This window comes from Phycisphaerales bacterium (assembly GCA_040217175.1).
GTDB lineage: Bacteria > Planctomycetota > Phycisphaerae > Phycisphaerales > UBA1924 > JAHCJI01.
This window is the reverse complement of the sequence record JAVJNT010000002.1, coordinates 287461-304302: the sequence shown is the minus strand read 5'-3', so window position 1 is coordinate 304302 and position 16842 is coordinate 287461. Positions and strand designations below refer to the sequence as shown.

Annotated in this window: 18 protein-coding genes; 17 read left to right on the top strand and 1 reads right to left on the bottom strand. The window is 68.6% G+C overall.

The genetic code is table 11. The features are described 5' to 3' along the window. Positions 1-6: 6 nt before the first annotated feature. Positions 7-882 (bottom strand): undecaprenyl-diphosphate phosphatase, encoded by an 876-nt coding sequence (locus RIA68_08400; GenBank protein MEQ8317460.1) that lies wholly within the window; start codon positions 880-882, stop codon positions 7-9. A 111-nt stretch (positions 883-993) separates the two neighbouring features. Between RIA68_08400 and RIA68_08395 the strand changes: the two genes are divergently transcribed. The 17 genes from RIA68_08395 (at position 994) to RIA68_08315 (ending at position 16841) form a co-directional block, all read left to right on the top strand. Next, complete coding sequence (locus RIA68_08395) at positions 994-1848, top strand: RNA methyltransferase (protein ID MEQ8317459.1); 855 nt, start codon at positions 994-996, stop codon at positions 1846-1848. A gap of 183 nt (positions 1849-2031) precedes the next feature. Further along, positions 2032-3360 carry a TlpA disulfide reductase family protein gene (locus tag RIA68_08390; GenBank protein MEQ8317458.1) on the top strand — a complete coding sequence of 443 codons (1329 nt, stop codon included), beginning with the start codon at positions 2032-2034 and terminating at the stop codon, positions 3358-3360. Positions 3361-3365: 5 nt separating this feature from the next. Further along, positions 3366-3881, top strand: coding sequence for a tRNA (cytidine(34)-2'-O)-methyltransferase (locus tag RIA68_08385; protein ID MEQ8317457.1), 516 nt, complete (start codon positions 3366-3368; stop codon positions 3879-3881). A gap of 231 nt (positions 3882-4112) precedes the next feature. Further along, positions 4113-4355, top strand: coding sequence for a hypothetical protein (locus RIA68_08380; GenBank protein MEQ8317456.1), 243 nt, complete (start codon positions 4113-4115; stop codon positions 4353-4355). Positions 4356-4556: 201 nt separating this feature from the next. Then, on the top strand, positions 4557-5225 hold the full coding sequence (locus RIA68_08375) for a peptidoglycan recognition family protein (protein ID MEQ8317455.1): 669 nt from the start codon (positions 4557-4559) through the stop codon (positions 5223-5225). Positions 5226-5664: 439 nt separating this feature from the next. After that, a complete protein-coding gene (locus tag RIA68_08370) occupies positions 5665-6546 on the top strand; it encodes a serine/threonine-protein kinase (protein MEQ8317454.1) in 882 nt (293 codons plus the stop codon). A 37-nt stretch (positions 6547-6583) separates the two neighbouring features. Further along, positions 6584-7504, top strand: a complete 921-nt coding sequence (locus RIA68_08365) for a hypothetical protein (GenBank protein ID MEQ8317453.1) — start codon at positions 6584-6586, stop codon at positions 7502-7504. Positions 7505-7609: 105 nt separating this feature from the next. Next, complete coding sequence (gene fliT / locus RIA68_08360; protein ID MEQ8317452.1) at positions 7610-8092, top strand: flagellar protein FliT; 483 nt, start codon at positions 7610-7612, stop codon at positions 8090-8092. A 2-nt stretch (positions 8093-8094) separates the two neighbouring features. Beyond that, positions 8095-9012: an ATP-binding protein gene (locus RIA68_08355; protein MEQ8317451.1), complete on the top strand. Its 918-nt coding sequence runs from the start codon at positions 8095-8097 to the stop codon at positions 9010-9012. A gap of 5 nt (positions 9013-9017) precedes the next feature. Further along, positions 9018-10535, top strand: coding sequence for a sigma-54 dependent transcriptional regulator (locus RIA68_08350; GenBank protein ID MEQ8317450.1), 1518 nt, complete (start codon positions 9018-9020; stop codon positions 10533-10535). Between the two features lie 55 nt (positions 10536-10590). Then, positions 10591-11040: a hypothetical protein gene (locus RIA68_08345; GenBank protein ID MEQ8317449.1), complete on the top strand. Its 450-nt coding sequence runs from the start codon at positions 10591-10593 to the stop codon at positions 11038-11040. Between the two features lie 15 nt (positions 11041-11055). Beyond that, positions 11056-11472: a flagellar basal body rod protein FlgC gene (gene flgC, locus RIA68_08340; protein ID MEQ8317448.1), complete on the top strand. Its 417-nt coding sequence runs from the start codon at positions 11056-11058 to the stop codon at positions 11470-11472. Between the two features lie 50 nt (positions 11473-11522). After that, positions 11523-11831 (top strand): flagellar hook-basal body complex protein FliE, encoded by a 309-nt coding sequence (gene fliE / locus RIA68_08335; protein MEQ8317447.1) that lies wholly within the window; start codon positions 11523-11525, stop codon positions 11829-11831. 162 nt (positions 11832-11993) lie between these two features. Beyond that, positions 11994-13703 (top strand): flagellar M-ring protein FliF C-terminal domain-containing protein, encoded by a 1710-nt coding sequence (locus RIA68_08330; GenBank protein MEQ8317446.1) that lies wholly within the window; start codon positions 11994-11996, stop codon positions 13701-13703. Between the two features lie 24 nt (positions 13704-13727). Next, a complete protein-coding gene (fliG, locus tag RIA68_08325) occupies positions 13728-14765 on the top strand; it encodes a flagellar motor switch protein FliG (GenBank protein MEQ8317445.1) in 1038 nt (345 codons plus the stop codon). A 19-nt stretch (positions 14766-14784) separates the two neighbouring features. Continuing rightward, a complete protein-coding gene (locus RIA68_08320; protein MEQ8317444.1) occupies positions 14785-15489 on the top strand; it encodes a FliH/SctL family protein in 705 nt (234 codons plus the stop codon). After that, positions 15486-16841 carry a FliI/YscN family ATPase gene (locus RIA68_08315; GenBank protein MEQ8317443.1) on the top strand — a complete coding sequence of 452 codons (1356 nt, stop codon included), beginning with the start codon at positions 15486-15488 and terminating at the stop codon, positions 16839-16841. The genes RIA68_08320 and RIA68_08315 overlap by 4 nt, the downstream gene beginning before the upstream one ends. The last annotated feature ends 1 nt before the right edge of the window (position 16842 follow it).

The window sequence follows — 16842 nt, the reverse complement described above, 5'->3', positions numbered from 1 at the left end:
GCCGATTCACCCGCCTTCGGGCACGAAGGCGATGACGCCGGCGAGCGTGGCGACGAGCAGCACGCCCGCGAGCGCGATGCGGTACCAGCCGAAGAGCGCGAGTCCGTGCCTGTTGAGGAAGCCCACGAGCCACTTGACGGCAAGCATGGCCGAGACCATCGAGACGAGGATGCCAACGACGAGCGCGGGCCAGCCGATGGTCTCGATCATGGTGGGCGTGCCGTCGTCGCGGGTCAGGTCCTTGAAGAGCGTGAGCACGCACGCGCCCCCGAGCGTGGGCAGGCCCAGCAGGAAGCTGAACTCGGCGGCATCCTTGGGCTTGAGGCCCACGAGCACGCCGCCGGTGATGGTCATCATGGAGCGGCTGGTGCCGGGCACCATGGCAACGCACTGGAGCAGGCCGATCACGAGGGCGCGCGTTGGACGCAGCTCGTCGAGAGTGTTTCCGGCCTGTTCCTTCCGGCGCGGTGCGATAACGGCCTTGTCGAGCGCGATCATGTAGACGCCGCCGATGGCCAGCATCGTGAGCACGACGCTCGCGGTGAAGAGATGCTGCTCGATCAGGTCGTTGAATCGCAGCCCGAGAACGGCCGCGGGTAGGAAGGCGACAAAGATGTTGACGGCGAGCCGAAGCCCGTCGCGGTCCTTGCCAACGAGCCCCTTGAGCATCTGCCACACGCGCTCGCGGTACAGGCCCAGGACGGCCAGGATCGCCCCGCCCTGGATGACGATGTTGAACGCGTTGGCTGCCTGCCGGCCCTCGGGCGTGTCGTTGAGGCCCATGAGCCCCGACGCGAGGATGAGGTGCCCCGTCGAGCTCACCGGCAGGTACTCGGTGATGCCCTCGACGATGCCGAGCACGATGGCTTGCCAGAGTTCCACGTGCGCGGGTCCCTCAAGAGCGTTGGTGAACGTCCGATACGCCCCGGCGGCTCATTCGTTCGCGGGGCGGGCAGATTAGCCATCGGGCCTTCGGCGGCCCAGAATGAGCCCGTGACGACCAAGGCCGGGCCGCACATCATCGCCGTCGAGGACCTCTCGCGTCCAGACCTGGAGCCCTATCGCGACCAGAAGGATGCGTGGCTGCGGGTGCAGCGCGATGGCGGCACGGGGCTCGGCGGGCTCTTCATCGCCGAGGGCGAGATCGTGGCCCGGGAGCTCTTCGCATCGAAGTTTGTTGTTCGTTCGGTCTTGGTCACGCCCACGCGGCTGCTGTCGATGCAGGACGCGATCGAGGCGCTCCCCAACGGCACGCCCGTGTACGTGGCCGAGCGGACCGTGGCCGAGCAGATCGTCGGGTTCGACATGCACCGCGGCGTGCTGGCACTGGGCGATCGCGGGGCGAGGCCGTCGCTCGAGGCAGTGGTGTCCGGCGCCCGTTGCGTGCTGCTGCTCGAGGGGCTGAGCAACCACGACAACGTCGGGTCGCTGTACCGGAGCCTGTCTGCCCTCGGGCCGGCCGACGCTGCCGTGGTCCTCGGTCCGGGGTGTGCCGATCCCTTCTATCGCAAGAGCCTGCGGGTCTCGATGGGACACGTGTTGCGAATCCCCACGGCATGGGTGGACGCGTGGCCGGCCGATCTGGGCGTGCTGGAGCGGGCCGGCTTTCGAACCGTGGCGCTGACGCCCGACCCTCGAGCGATTCCGCTGTCGGACGCAGGCCTTCGGTGCCCGCCCGATCGAATCGCCCTGATGCTGGGGGCCGAGGGCCCCGGCCTGACCCAGGCGGCGATGGCGGCGGCAGACCTGCGGGTGCGCATCCCCATGAACGAGGGCGTCGATTCGCTGAATGTTGGGGTGTCGGCGGCCATCGCGCTCGCCGGCCTGTGCACGCCCGGACGCGGATGAATCGGAACATCTCGGCGTCTGGAGCGTCATAGTGAGTGGGCCGCGGATGCGTTCGCAACGGGGCCCGGCCGAGCGTGGTATCCTGCCAGAGGGCCCGCAGGGGCCCTTGTCGAAGGCGGCATCGCTCGGGCAACGGAAAGACTCGAACAGATTCGCGCCCGCGGGGCGCAGAGGGCAGTACGCATGCGAGGGATTCTGACGGCGACGATCGTGGCGCTGGCGGCGAGCGCCGGCCTGGCCCAGAGCGACCAGATCATCCGCGAGGGCTCGGGCGAGCGACGCGAGGCTCTGAACGCGATTGAGCTCAGCGCCTTCGACCGGTCGCTCCTGGGCGGCCTGACGGACTGGATCGGTGAGCCGGTGACGGCAGGCGACCTCGACGGCAAGCCCGTGCTGATCCTGACGTGGGCGAGCTGGCACTCGGGCTCGACGGCCTCGGCCCGCGCGGCCGAGCTGGTCGCCAAGCGGTATGCCGACCAGGGCATCGTCGTCATCGGCGTGCACTCGGACGACGGGTACGACACGGCCGCCCAGACGGCCGAACGTCTGCGTCTGAGCTTCCCGATTGCGCGGGATGCGGGGTCAAAGTTCCGCGAGGCCATCAAGGCCGACATGGATCCGAACTTCTACGTCGTCGATCGCGCGGGCCAGTTGCGGTTCGCCGACATCGAGCGCGGCAGCGTGCGCGATGCGGTGGCCATGGTGGCGCGCGAGACGACCGAGATGGCGAGCAACGCCTCGACGCGGCGCGCGGGGCCGGCAACGCCCAAGACGCGCGTGATCGGCAGCGTGGCGCAGCACGATGCGGCCAACATTCCCAACTGGACCATCCCGCCGCAGGATGCGCTGCTGTACCAGGATGCGAACTGGCCGGCCCGGTGGCGCGCTGCTGAAGAGGCCCAGAACGCCGACTTCGAAAGCCGCGGCCAGACCCAGCTTCCCATCGTCGACTTCAACTCCGACCTGGTGACCTGGGTGACGCCCAAGCCGAGCCTGGACGGACGCATCCGCGTGGTGTACTACTGGGCCCACACGGTGCCCAGCAGCTACGAGCGGGTGCAGCCCCTGATGGACGAACTGCAACGCCGGCACGGGCGCGACATCGCGGTGATCGGAATGTCGATCCCGTTCGTCAGGGTCGATCCGGACGAGCTCCGCCGCGACAGCACCAAACTCGATGAAGCGATCGAGCAGTATGGTCAAACGCTTGCGAGCATTACCAACCGCACGCAGGTGAAGCACACCATCGCGTTCGACAAGGACATCGACATGCTGCTGTCGTCGCTGGGCAAGGACGCGTTCGGACGCAGCGATCGCATCATGCGGACCGTCGAGCGTCTGAACTTCCCGTTCGTGGTGCTCTACAGCACCGACAACTCGGTGCGCTGGATGGGTCACCCGCTCGACGACCGTTTTGAGCTGGCCTTGAACCGTCTCGTGGAAGTTGACCCCGCGGTCCAGCTCCGCCGCGAGCGCGACGAGGCGTACCTGGCTCGCCAGGGCCGCCGCTAAGCACGATGGGTGTCGGCCCGGGCCAGCCGCGCCTGCACGTGGTCCTGCACGAGCCGGAGATCCCAAACAACACGGGCAACATCGGCCGCACCTGTCTTGCGATGGGTGCGGCCTTGCACTTGATCGAGCCGCTCGGATTCGACCTCGACGAGAAGGCCTTGCGGCGTGCCGGGCTGGATTACTGGCCCAGGCTGGCGCCAACGGTCCATCCAGACTGGGCGGCGTATGTGGAGTCATTCCCGGAGGCCCGGCGGTGGTTCTTCACGTCTCGCCGGGGCCAGCCGCACTTCGCCGCGGCGTTCGAGCTCGGCGATCACCTGGTTTTCGGCAAGGAGACGCGCGGACTGCCCGACGAGGTGCTGGCTGGCCAAGCAGACCGGCAACTGGGCATTCCGCTCCGCGAGGGCGAGCGCAGCCTGAATCTCTCGACGGCCGTGGCGATCGGGCTCAGCGAAGCCGTTCGGCAAATGGTCGATGACGGCCGCGTAGAACTCGTTGCCGGCCTGAGTCTGCCGGCGTAATCGGGCTTTCCCTAGGGGCTCTTGGCTTGTGCCAGCCCCGAGTGTTGCATTTCTGCAACAATTCTCGGAGCCAGAATCGAACAAACAAGTAGCCTTCGCGTATAGCTTTACGTGGACCGCCCCGGCTTGGAACGCAATGCCGGGGAGCGCTCCGGAAGGGCCGGTTCCACACGCATCTCTCTCTCCTCCTCCGGTGTACCACGCGTCCGTCGACGCGTGGTACACTGTTTCATGGGCCAGCGATTTCGGCGATGGGCGATGGCAGGCGCGGCGGGTCGGGGTGGCGCAACGCTGCTCGCCGTCGGGGGCGCGGTGGTGCTTGGTGGCTGCCGAGACCCGCTGATCACCGAGAACCAGATCCGCAGCCCGTTCCATCGGTACGACCGAGTCCGCAACCAGGACGCGGACACGTTTGTTCGCGATGAGTTTGGACGGGCCCGCCCGAACGTTGCAGCACGCCTCGCGCCGCGATAGGCCCATAACGAGCGGCGCAGACTGCGCAGTTGTTGCGACCGTCACGGCGAGTTCATAATCGGACGCAAATAAGCGAAGTGGAGCTTCGATCTTTTCCGATGCTCTCGTGCGGCGCGCTGCGCTACGCTGATCGGACTCGATTCCCGGATGGACCCGGCAATGACGATGGATGGCAGGCTGCCACGCAATTCGAGTCGCTCGATGGGACAGGCCGTCTTGGGCGCGCTGCTGCGATCGCGTCGAGGCATGGTGCTGACGAGCTTCGCCGGCTCGATGGTCGTGCTCGCGTCGCTGCTGGTGCTGGTCGAGGGCCAGCGCTCCCCGGGCGTCGGTGGGCGGAGCATCGCGCCGCTGGCGGCGTCTGCGGCGAGCGTGCCGCTCGAAGCGATTACGGTGCCGCCGGTCGGCCTCGACGAGCAGCGTTGGACGCGGATCGTGATCCACCACAGCCGGTCGCGGCACGGCAACGCCGCCGAGCTTGCGCGGACGCACCAGTCGATGGGGCTCGCAGGGCTCGGTTACCACTTCGTGATCGGCAACGGCCGAGGCATGGCCGATGGCGAGCTCCACGTGGCCGAGCGCTGGCTCCGCCAGCAGCCGGGCGCCCACGTCGCTGGTCCCGACAGCCTCGCGTACAACCGCGATTCGATCGGCGTGTGCCTGATCGGCGACGGACGCCAGGAGGCGTTCGGTCGTGCCCAGATGGATCGGCTCGTGGCGGCGGTGGCGACGCTGGCGCGCGAGCTGGACATCCCCAGCGACCGCATCCTGCTCCACGAGGACGTGGCCGGCGTCGATGACCCGGGTCCGTACTTCCCCCGCGAGAGCTTCTACCGGCGGTTGGCCGAAGCTGGCGTCCGCCGGCAGTAAGTCCGTAAGGGTCGTTGCGTACGCAAGTCGCCCAGCGTGCGGCCAGACGGTCGTGGCGTGGGCTGCAACCGAGTAGGCTGGCTTCCGAACAAGGTCATTGACCGCGACGTTCCCCACCGCGGTCGGGCGTGCGTGAGTCCACCGGGCCTTCCACGCTCGCGGGAGCATGGAACAATCGAGCCAGAGAGCCCCACTGGGGCAGGGCGTGAGGGCCGGAAACGCGGCGCTCACGCGTCCGAGAGTTTACGTGTTGGGTGAACCCGCGCCCGGAGGCAGAGTTGGAGCGAATCCGAGGCCACGACGGGCCGATAGAGCGGCTACCGTAGACGCCCGTTCGGACCGCGTTCTGGCGGCCCGCGATGGGGGGCGGCAGAGTCGCCCGAGGATCGGTTCCCGTGATTCGGCGGGACCCAGGAAGGGTCGGGAGGAGCAATCACCGGTGGAGCCGCTTCGAAAGGGTGAGGTCATCGAAGGCCATCGGATACTCGACGAACTCGGCCGCGGGGCCGCGTCGATTATCTACTTGGCGCAGGACGAGAAGACCAAGCAGATCTACGCCCTGAAGCACGTAAAGCGTGAGACGCCCAAGGACCAGCGGTTCCTCGAGCAGGCCGAGTACGAGTACAAGGTCGCCAGCAAGCTTGACCACCCCAACATCCGCAAGATCCGGCGGATGATGAAGCGCAAGCAACTCCTGAAGGTGAAGGACCTGTTCCTAGTCATGGAACTGGTCGACGGCGTGGCGTTGGACCAGAAGCCGCCCAAGACCTTCGACGACGCGCTGGGCGTCTTCCATCAAGTAGCGCTGGCTTTGGCGCACATGCACGAGCGCGGGTTCGTGCACGCGGACATGAAGCCCAACAACGTGGTGGTCTCGCCCGACGGCGTGGTGAAGATCATCGACCTGGGCCAGTCTTGCGCGACGGGGACGGTCAAGCCCCGGATCCAGGGCACGCCCGACTTCATCGCCCCCGAGCAGGTGCACCGCCGGGCCATCACGCCCAAGACGGACATCTACAACCTCGGCGCGACGATGTACGCGATGCTGACCGACAAGCGTGTGCCGACGGCCCTGGCCGACGAGAATTCGCTGCTGGGCTCGCTTGACGACAGCATGATCGAGAAGCCCAAGCCGGCGGTGGAACTCAACGAGCGGATCCACCCAAAGCTCAACGACCTGATCATGCAGTGCGTCGAGGTCGACCCGACCAAGCGTCCCGAGTCGATGACGTACGTCGCCGATCGGCTGAATCTGGTGCACGGCATCCTCCGGGCCGAAGCCGAACGGGGCACGCCGGTGCGCGGCTCGGCCGCGAGCTGAGCCAAGCGCCACCGCCGCTGGCAAAGGACGGCCCCGCATGGACGTATACGCGTTCGACGATCTCGATCTTGGGTCGGTGGACGTGGTGTGCCAGACGCTCGAGGCGGCAGCCGAGGCGAGCCACGACGCGTCATGCCGGCGGGGTTCGGTCGACTGGGTCGAGGCGCCCGGGAGCCTGGTGGCCACGGGCGACATCCACGACAATCCGCTGCACCTGAGCCGGGTGATCGAGGCGGCCGGTCTGCACGGCGACCCGCACGAAACGGCTGAGAGCGAGCGGAGCCACCTGACGCTGCACGAGTTGATCCACGGCGAGCACCTCATGGGCGGCGTCGACTTCAGCTTCCGAGCCCTGACGAGGGTGGCGTCGCTGAAGGCGGCATACCCCGAGCACGTGCACGTGCTCCTGGCCAACCACGAGCTGGCCCAGATCGTGGGCTCGGGCATCGTGAAGGACGGCGTGCGCGTGGTCGAGGCGTTCAACGACGGCGTCGCCCGCGTTTTTGGCGACGAGGCCGACCGCGTGCATGCGGCGATCGAGGCGTTCGTGCGGGCGATGCCGCTGGCCCTTCGGTGCGAGACGCCGCGCGGGGTGATCCAGTGCAGCCACAGCGTGCCGAGCCCGGCGATGATGGGTCGGTTCGACGTCGGCATCCTGGATCGAGAGCTGACCGACGATGACTACCGGCCGCTGACGGGTTCTGCCCACATGATGGTGTGGGGCCGGCACTACGACGCCGAGAGCCTTGAAGATCTCGTCGAGCGGTGGGGCGTGACGATGTTCGTGCTGGGGCACGAGAAGGTGCCCGAGGGAGCGCGGTTCGTGCCGCCGTGCGCAGTGGTCCTGAACAGCGACCACGCCAACGGCGTGTACCTGCCCATCGACCTGACCGAGCCACCCGAGCCCGAGGCGGCTCCGACGCGAGCGCGGCGCCTGGCCGAGCCGGTGTTCGAGTAGCTCGGCGGCCCTCACGGCAGTTCTTGCGCGGAGTTTGAAGATTTTTGCCTGAAGCGGTCGATGGCATCCGCCGGGGCGTGGAGTGCGCCCTGTCTGGAGGTCAGGATGACCCACGGCGAATCGTGCGGCTCGGCGTCTGCCCGGGCATTGCTGCGCGATCGGGTGCTGCCGGCGCTGGAGCGTCAGGCAGCGCTGTACGACCAACTCGCGGGCTTCGGGCCCAGGCAAGACGAGCTCATCGCCGGTGGCGAGGGCGATGACCTGCTGCGCCTCATGGGCGAGCGGCAGGCAGTGGTCGACGAACTCGTTGCCGTGCACCAGGGCCTCGAAGACGTGCGCCGGGATTGGGAAGGATTCGTGGCGGAACTGACCGAGGCCGACCGGGCAGCGCTGAGCGAGCGGCTCGATCGCGTGAAGGTGCTGGCGACGCGCGTCCACGAGCAAGACTCGAAGACACGCCAGCACTTGGACGGCGCGCGTGACCGGGTGCAGTCGACGATGCAGGGCGTCGGTCGAGGCAAGGGGGCCGTGCGTGCGTACGGCGGCTCCACCGCTCGCGTTCCGATCCACCAGGATCGGGAGGCCTGAGCGTGGGCGGTTCGACAGCGATCGACTCCGACGTGCTGGCGAGCGGTCCGGCCGATGGCGGTCCCGTGACGCCCGAGGACCTTGCCGAGCTGATGCGGGCGTTCAACGCGGCCGCGGGCGAGCTGGAGCAGACGCACCAGGCATTGCGGTCCGAGGTCTCGCGCCTGAAGGGCGAGCTGCACGAGGCGAACCGGCGGCTGGAGCGCAGCCGGCGGTTGGCGGCGTTGGGCGAGATGGCGGCGGGCATCGCCCACGAGGTGCGCAACCCGCTGGCGGCGATCGCGCTGCACGCCGAGATGCTGCGCGATGACCTGGGCGAGGGCGAGTGCGGGCAGACGGCCGGCAAGATCTTGCGGGCGGCGCGGGAGCTCGACGGCGTGGTGGGCGACGTGCTGCGATTTGCGCGGGAGCTCGAGCCGACCCTGGCGCTGGTCGATGCCGTCGAGCCGGCGCGGCGCGCGGTTTCGACGTGCCAGATGATGGCCGACGTGGCGGGCGTGGAACTCGATCTCGTGCAATGGGCCGAGAGCGCGGACGTGGAGCTCGACGGCGGGCTGGTGGCCCAGGCGCTGGCGAACCTGATCCGCAACGCGGTCGAGGCGATCGTCGAGTCGAGCGGCGAAGCGCCGGGTCGCGTGCGCGTGACGACGGGCATGCGGGAGTTCGAGGGCTCGTCGCACGTGGCGTACGTCGTGGAGGACACCGGCCCGGGCCTGCCCGCGGGCGCGGTCGAGCGGATGTTCAACCCCTTCTACACGACGCGGCAGACCGGGTGCGGCCTGGGGCTGGCGATGGTGCAACGCATCGTGGATGCGCACGGCGGGCGCGTGGACGCCGGCGATGCCGAGGGCGGCGGGGCCCGGTTCGAATTGACGCTGCCGGCGCGGTCGCCGGCGTTGGTGACGGAGGGCGCAGCTTGAGCACGGTGCTGGTTGTCGACGACAAGGAAATGATGCGCGACAGCGTGTGCTCGGTGCTGCGGCGCGCCGGGCTCACGGCCCTGGCGGCCACGAGCGGCCAGGAGGCGCTGGACCGCGTGGCCTTGCAGCGGCCCGATGCGGTCGTGAGCGACCTGAAGATGCCGGGGATGACGGGCGTGGAGCTGCTGGCACAGGTGCGCAAGATCGACGACGAACTGCCGGTCGTGCTCATGACGGCGTTCGGCTCGGTGCAGACGGCCGTCGAGGCGATGAAGCTCGGCGCGTTCGACTACCTGACCAAGCCATTCGAGGGCGACGAACTCTTGATCTGCGTGAAGCGGGCCATCCAGCACGCGAAGCTGCGGCGCGAGAACGCCGTGCTGCGGGCGCACGGCAGCCAGGCCGAGGTCGAGCCCAGTGGCAAGATCGCCACGGGCGGCGCGGCGTTCGGGCTTGATCGGCTCGTGGGCGCGTCGCCGGCAATGCGGAGCGTGAAGGCGCAGGTGCAGGCGGTGGCCGACAGCCACGGCACGGTGCTGATCGTGGGCGAGAGCGGCACGGGCAAGGAGGTGGTCGCGCGGTCGATCCACGAACTGAGCCCGAGGCGTACCGGGCCGTTCCTGGCGGTGAACTGCGCGGCGCTGAGCGAGACGCTGCTGGAGAGCGAGCTGTTTGGCCACGAGAAGGGGGCGTTTACCGGGGCCGACAAGATGCGCAAGGGCCGCTTCGAGCTTGCGCACGGCGGGACGCTGCTGCTCGACGAGGTGAGCGAGGTGAGTCCGGCGATCCAGGCGAAGCTGCTGCGCGTGCTGCAGGAGCGGGCCTTCGAGCGCGTTGGCAGCAGTCAGTCGATCTCGATCGACGTGCGCGTGCTGGCGACGAGCAACCGCGACCTACCCAAGGCCGTGGCGGCGGGCGACTTCCGCCAGGACCTGTTCTTCAGGCTGAACGTGCTGCCGATCCATCTGCCCGCGCTCTCGGACCGGCTCGAGGACGTACCGATGCTGGCCGAGACGTTCCTCGGGCAGATCGCACGGCGCGAGGGACGCGGGCAGGTGCGGCTCGAGCCCGGGGCCGTCGACCTGCTGTGCGGCTATGACTGGCCCGGCAACGTACGCGAGTTGCAGAACGTCTGCGAGCGGGCGGTCGTGCTGAGCGCGGGCGGGTCTCGCCACGAGGACGCGACGATCCGCCGCGATATGCTCGAGCCGTGGCTGGCCTGGCAGACGACGCCGGTGCAGCGGCCGGCGGTCGCGATCGAGCCCGCGCCGGCGATGGAGCGGCCGGTCGGCGCCGGCGTGGGCGTCGGCGAAGGCATGGAGTCGGCCACGGGCCGGGCCATCGTGTTCGCGCCGGGCGACACCACGCTCGACGACATGGAGCGAGATGCGATCATCCGGACGCTCGAGCGATACGACGGCCACCGCCAGCGGACCGCCGACGCGCTGGGCATCGGCGTGCGGACGCTGGGCATCAAGCTCAAGAAGTGGAAGGACGAGAAGCTGGTGCCGGCCGACCTCTAGGCGCCCCGGCATTCGCGCCCGGAGTGGCCCGGCGTTTGCGGTTGTGATCAATGCGATGCTCGAGAAGACCCTCCAGGCCGGTTCGATCCCCACGCTCGAGGCGATGATGCGCTTCACGGGGCAGCGGCAGCGCCTGCTCGCTCACAACGTGGCGAACCTGACCACGCCGAACTTCCAGGCCGTCGACGTCTCGCCCAAGGCGTTCCAGAAGGTCCTGGGCGAGGCCGTGGCCGAGCGGCGAGATCGGAGCGGCGGCGTGAACGGCCCGCTGCGGATGGAGAGTTCGCGCGAGGTCCGCGTGGGCCGGGATGGAGCGCTGGCGCTCGAGCCCCTGCGCGGCACACGCGGGGTGGGCGGCGTGCTGCTGCACGACCGCAACGATCGCGACGTCGAGCGGCTCATGCAGTCGATGACCGAGAACTACGGGGTGTACCGCGTGGCGTCGGACTTGATGCGCAGCCGCGTGGGCGTGCTGCGGACGGCGATCAGCCAGCGCGTGGCCTGAAGGAGCGAGTAGGGCGTGTTCGGCAGCCTTGACATCTCGACGAGCGGCATGATTGCCCAGCGTGTGCGGCTGACGGCGGCATCGGCCAACATCGCCGGCGCCAACGTCATCGAAGACCAGTGGGGCAACTACGCGCCGTACCTGCGGCGAGAGGTCGTGCTGGCGGCGGGTGACCCGTCCGCCCCGAGCAGCGACGGGCAAGGCCTTGGCGTGCACGTACGCGAGGTCTACAAGAACGAGAACGCATTGCGCGAGCGGTACGACCCCTCGAGCAAGCACGCCGATGCGAACGGCTACGTGGTTGGACCCGACATCAGCACGTTCGCCGAGCAGGTCGACGCGATGGAGGCCTCTCGGGCGTATGAAGCGAACGTGGCGGCGGCCGAGGTGACCAAGGCGATGCTGGCCCAGGCTTTGCGGATGATCGCGTAGGATGTGCGGCCGGCCGGTGATCGACCGGCCAGATTCGGAGGCGGAGCGTCATGAGCGACCCAGTTGGCCTGATCGGCGGCGCGTCCGGACCCTTGCGCGACGGGCAGCCCGGCAAGGTCCAGAACCAGCCTACCGACGGCGAGGCATTCCGCCAGGCGCTCTTTGGGCAGCTGCGCGAGGCCTCGGAGATGCGTCAGGACGCCGACAAGGCGGTCGAGGACCTCATGACGGGCCAGCGGACCGACCTGGAGGGCGTGCTGCTGGCAACGCAGAAGGCCGACACGGCGTTCCAGCTCTTGCAGCAGATGCGCAACAAGGTGATGGAAGCGTACCAGGAAGTCCAGCAGATGCGCGTGTGACGAAAGCGCAGGACTTGCGCATGGATACGCGAGGCGTGCGCCCCGAACCGTGACCCGCCCGGGTGATTCAAGCCAGGGCACCCGACAAGCCGACCACGAATGCACGCTCTGGCATAGCGCCAGCGCGTGATGTGCGCGTGGAACGCGTCAGGGAGCGACGGCGTGGAGACGTCCAGCAAGCAACCCAAGGAACGGCTGCGCCAGGTGGCGGGCTATCTCGGCCGTCTGGGCACCATCGAGAAGCTGCTGGTCGCATCGGTCGTCATCATCGTGGCGATGACGTTCTACCTGGTCTCGCAGTACGCATCCCGAACGGCAGTGGTGCCTGCGGCCGTGGTGGGCGACGCAGCGCAGATGTCTCGGGCGCTGGCGACGCTCGACCAGCAAGGCATCCGCGCCGAGACGAACGGGGCGGGCGAGATTCTCGTGCAGCCCGACTACGTGCCGCGGGTGCAGGGCCTGCTCATGGAGCAGCGGATCGTGCCGCCGCAGACCGCCTCGTTCATCGAGAAGCTGGTCGAGTCTCGCAGCTGGATGAACTCTCGGCAGGACAATCACCAGCAGTTCTGGGCCATCTATTCGCAGCACCTCTCGGACATCCTGTCGTACTTCCAGGGGCTGCGGCACGCACAGGTGACCATCGACATGCCCGAGCAGGCCGGTCTCGGCCGGGCGTCGCGCTCGCCCTCGGCGTCGGTGTACGTGTGGCCGGTTGCGGGTGAGCTCTCCCAAGAGTCGGTCGACGCGATCGCCGAGGGCATCGCCGGCTCGGTCGCGGGCCTTGAGTCCACCGATGTAAGGGTCATCGACGGCGTGAGCAATCGCTGGTACAAGTCGTACGACGACCGCCGGGTGACTCGGCAGCAGGCGCTCGACCAGCAGCTCGTGCTGGAGGGCGTGCTCGAGGAAAAGATCGCAGACTTCCTGAACGATATCCCCGGATTGACCATTGCGGTCTTGACCCGGGTGGACAACGCGCGGCGGACGCGGCAGAGCCAGACCTACGAGAAGCCGCTGTCGGGACTCACGAGCGAGAGCCGGACAGAGCGGATCATGCAGGGGCCGGTCCAGGGCGCCGTCGCGGGTACGCGATCGAACGAGCCGCTCTCTGTGAGCCAGGGCTCGGCGACGGGGACGTCGTCGACGGAAACGACCGAAGACACCGAGCTGGAGAATCGCTTCCCGTCGACGATGGAGAACGTCGAGGATCCGGGTGGCGACCTGCAGAACGTCTCGGTGATGCTCGGCGTGCCGCGTAGCTACGTCGTTCGTCTGCTCGAGCAGGACCAACCGCCCGCGGCCGAGGGCGAAGAACCCACGCCTCCGTCGGCAGAGGCGATCGCAAGCCGGTTTGACCTGGTGAGGAGCGACCTCGAATCTCGCATCCAGCTCGTCCTGGGCAACGTCGTGGCCGGCGATCCGGCGGACGTGGCGGTGACCGTCTCGATGCGCAGCGACGTGAGGCTGGCCGGCATGCAGACCGGTGGCGGGGGCTTCGGGCTCGGCGGTGCGGGCGGCGGCGGCGCGGGCGGGTTCATGGGTCTGGCGGGCGGTGGATTGATCGACAAGGCCGTTCTCGGCGTTCTGGCGCTGGTGAGCGTGGCCATGATGGCTTTGCTGGTGCGCAAGGCGACGAAGAAGACCGAGCTGCCGACGGCCGAGGAACTGGTCGGCATCCCGCCCGCGCTGCAGGGCGACAGCGACCTGTACGGCGAGGCCGAAGAGGGCGACGTGCCGATGTCGGGCATCGAACTGGACGAGGAGCAGGTGCGGGCGGGCAAGATGCTCGACCAGGTCGGGGAGTTGGTCTCGTCTTCGCCCGAGACGGCCGCGTCGCTGTTGCAGAGCTGGGTGGCCGCGAGCCACGATTGAGCCCGCCCGGGCCTGGAGTACGCCGTGCCCCGCAAGCCGCACGAAAAACTGCCGACGAACGCGATCGATCTCGACGGCGCGACGAAGTCGGCGATCTTGCTGCTGGCGGTCGGTACCGAGCGTGCAGCGATCGTGCTGAAGGCGATGCCCGCCGAGACGGTCGAGGAGGTAACGCGCGAGCTTGCGAGCCTCGGACGCGTGCCCAGCAAGCTGCAGGAAGCGGTCGTCAAGGAGTTTTACGACCTCACCGTTGCCAACGAGTTCGCGGGCGAGGGCAACCTCGACTTCGCGAAAGACCTGCTGCTGAACTCGCTCGAGCCCGAGCAGGCGAGCAAGGTGCTCGCGCAGATCCAGACGCAGGTCCAGAAGACGCCGTTCAGCTTCCTGCAGCGCGCCGAGAGCGAGAACCTGCTGACCTTCATCCAGGACGAGCACCCGCAGACGATCGCGCTGATCCTGTGCCACCTGAGCCACCACAAGGCGGCGGAGATCCTCGTGGGCCTGCCCATGCAAAAGCAGATCGAGGTCATCAAGCGCATCGCGAACATGGAGCAGACCAACCCCGAGGTCATCCGCGAGGTCGAGAAGGGCCTGGAGAGCCGGCTGAGCAACATGCTCATGCAGAGCATGGAGAAGAGCGGCGGCGTGCCCACGGTGGCCGAGATGCTGAATCTCGCCGATCGCTCGACCGAGAAGGCGATCATGGAGGGCCTCGAATCGGAGGACCCCGACCTGGTCGAGCAGATCCGGCGGTTGATGTTCGTGTTCGAGGACATCCTGCTGGTGAACGACAAGGGCATCCAGGCCGTGCTCAAGGAGGTCGACAACGACGAGCTGGGCCTGGCGCTCAAGACCGCGTCGGAAGAGCTGCAGCAGAAGATCTTCGGCAACATGTCGGCGCGTGCGGCCGAGATGATCAAGGAAGACATGGAGTTCATGGGCCCCGTGCGCATCAGCGACGTGGAGACGGCCCAGCAGCGCATCGTCGACATCGTGCGCAGGCTCGAGGAAGCCGGCGACGTGATGATCCAGGGCCGCGGCGACTCCGAGCTGGTGGTCTGACGGTGACGGAGGCGCTCCCATGCCGATGATCCCGCGTGCCGATGCGGCGACGATCGCGCGCGAGGCGGTCGTGCTCGACCTTGGCGACCTGGCGCGGCAGGGCGAAGCGATGGTGGATCGTGCGCGCCGCGAGGCCGATCGGATCATCGAAGAGGCCAAGGCCGAACGGGAGCGGTTGATCTCCGGCGCCGTCGAGCAGGGACACGCCGAGGGGCTCGAGAGGGGCCTGGAAGAAGGCCGTTCGAAGGGCCACGAGGACGGCCGCGCAGCCGCGCTGACGTCGCAGCAGCCGGTGTTCCAGCGGCTGGAGGCGGCATGGCAAGAAGCGCTTGCAGCCTTTGAGAAACGGCGGGATGCGCTGCACTCCGAGGCGGAGCGCGGCGTGGTGTCGTTGGCCGTGAAGCTTGGCGAACGTGTCGCGAAGCGTGCGATCGAGGTCGACGAGCAGGCCGCGGCGCGGCAACTCGGGGAAGCCATCGGGCTCGCGATGCGACCAGGCCGCCTCCGCGTACGAGTATCGCCGACGGATGCCCGAGCCGTGCGCGAGGCGATGCCGGCGTTCGCCGATCGGCTGGGTGAGTCGGCGAGCGTGGAACTCGTCGAGGACGAGGCGCTGTCGCACGGCTCGGTGATCGTCGAGGCAGACGAGTCGCGCATCGACGGGACCATCGAGACGCAGCTCGAACGCATCGTCGGTGCGCTCCTGCCGGGCGAGTCGTCGTGAGCGTACTGGAACGGGCGGGCGTCGCGCTCGATGCGACGATCCCGATGGGCGTGTCGGGCCGGGTGTCGGCGCTGCGCGGCGCGACGCTGCTGGTAAGCGGGCTGGCGATGCCGGTCGGCTCGGTCGTGCGCGTGCGTACCTCCCTGGCCGGGGGTGGCGAGCAACTCGGCGAGATCGTGGGCCTGGCCGACGAGCGAGCGATCGTGATGCTCATGGGCCGGGGCGAGGGCATCCGCGCAGGCGACGCCGTCGAAGGCTTGCAAGCGTGGGCGAGCGTGGCGGTCGGGCCCGGGTTGCTCGGGCGGGTGATCGACGCGATGGGCCGGCCGCTGGACGGTCGGCCCGCGCCGCGCGAGCAGGGCTGGGCGCCGCTCGATGCGATGCGCGTTGGGCCGATGTCTCGCGAGCCGATCAACGCGCCGCTGAGGACCGGCGTGCGATCGATCGACCTGATGGCGACCATCGGCCGCGGACAGCGGATGGGCATCTTCGCGGGGCCGGGCGTCGGCAAGAGCACGCTGCTCGGACAGATCACGCGGCAGACCGACGCGGACGTCGTAGTCGTGGCGCTCATCGGTGAGCGCGGCCGCGAGGTGCGGGAGTTCATCGAAGATGCGCTCGGCGAGCGCGGCCTGGAGCGCAGCGTCGTCGTGTGCGCAACGGCGGACGAATCGCCGCTGGTGCGCGCGCGAGCGGCGCGTTCGGCATGCGCCGTGGCCGAGCACTTCCGCGATCTGGGCCGAAGCGTTCTGCTGGTGATGGACTCGCTGACGCGGTACGCCCACGCGTTGCGACAGATCGGGCTTGCCGCGGGCGAGCCACCGACAAGCCGTGGCTACACGCCCGGCGTCTTCGCGCAGATGGCGTCGATGCTCGAGCGCGCCGGAGCCGTGGAACTGGACGACGGGCGGGTCGGATCGATCACGGGCATGTATACGGTGCTCGTCGAGGGCGACGACTTCAACGAGCCGGTGTCCGACGCGGTGCGCGGCGTGCTCGATGGCCACGTACTGCTCTCGCGCGAGCTGGCAACGCGCGGGCACTACCCTGCGGTCGACGTGCTCGGTTCGGTCAGCCGGCTCGCGACGCGGCTGATGGACGACGAGCATGCACGGGCCCGCGAGCTGGTGGTCCGGCTGCTGGCGGCGTACGCGAAGTCCGAGGACCTGATCCGGATCGGCGCGTACGCCAAGGGCTCGAGCGTCGAGGTCGACGCGGCGATCGAGCTCATGCCGGCGATCGATGGGCTCTTGCAGCAAACGGTGGACGATGCCGGCGCGTTCGACGAGGCCCGGCAGCGACTGCTTGCCCTGGGCGAGGAAATCTCGAAGAAGCTGGGCACGGGAGGCTAAG

Bases quoted from the DNA above. Each gene is read 5' to 3' on its own strand.
- RIA68_08390 (MEQ8317458.1), top strand. From the start codon at position 2,032: ATGCGAGGGATTCTGACGGCGACGATCGTGGCGCTGGCGGCGAGCGCC.
- RIA68_08380 (MEQ8317456.1), top strand. From the start codon at position 4,113: ATGGGCCAGCGATTTCGGCGATGGGCGATGGCAGGCGCGGCGGGTCGG.
- RIA68_08320 (MEQ8317444.1), top strand. From the start codon at position 14,785: ATGCCGATGATCCCGCGTGCCGATGCGGCGACGATCGCGCGCGAGGCG.
- fliT (MEQ8317452.1), top strand. From the start codon at position 7,610: ATGACCCACGGCGAATCGTGCGGCTCGGCGTCTGCCCGGGCATTGCTG.
- fliE (MEQ8317447.1), top strand. From the start codon at position 11,523: ATGAGCGACCCAGTTGGCCTGATCGGCGGCGCGTCCGGACCCTTGCGC.
- RIA68_08375 (MEQ8317455.1), top strand. From the start codon at position 4,557: ATGGGACAGGCCGTCTTGGGCGCGCTGCTGCGATCGCGTCGAGGCATG.
- RIA68_08365 (MEQ8317453.1), top strand. From the start codon at position 6,584: ATGGACGTATACGCGTTCGACGATCTCGATCTTGGGTCGGTGGACGTG.
- RIA68_08345 (MEQ8317449.1), top strand. From the start codon at position 10,591: ATGCTCGAGAAGACCCTCCAGGCCGGTTCGATCCCCACGCTCGAGGCG.
- RIA68_08385 (MEQ8317457.1), top strand. From the start codon at position 3,366: ATGGGTGTCGGCCCGGGCCAGCCGCGCCTGCACGTGGTCCTGCACGAG.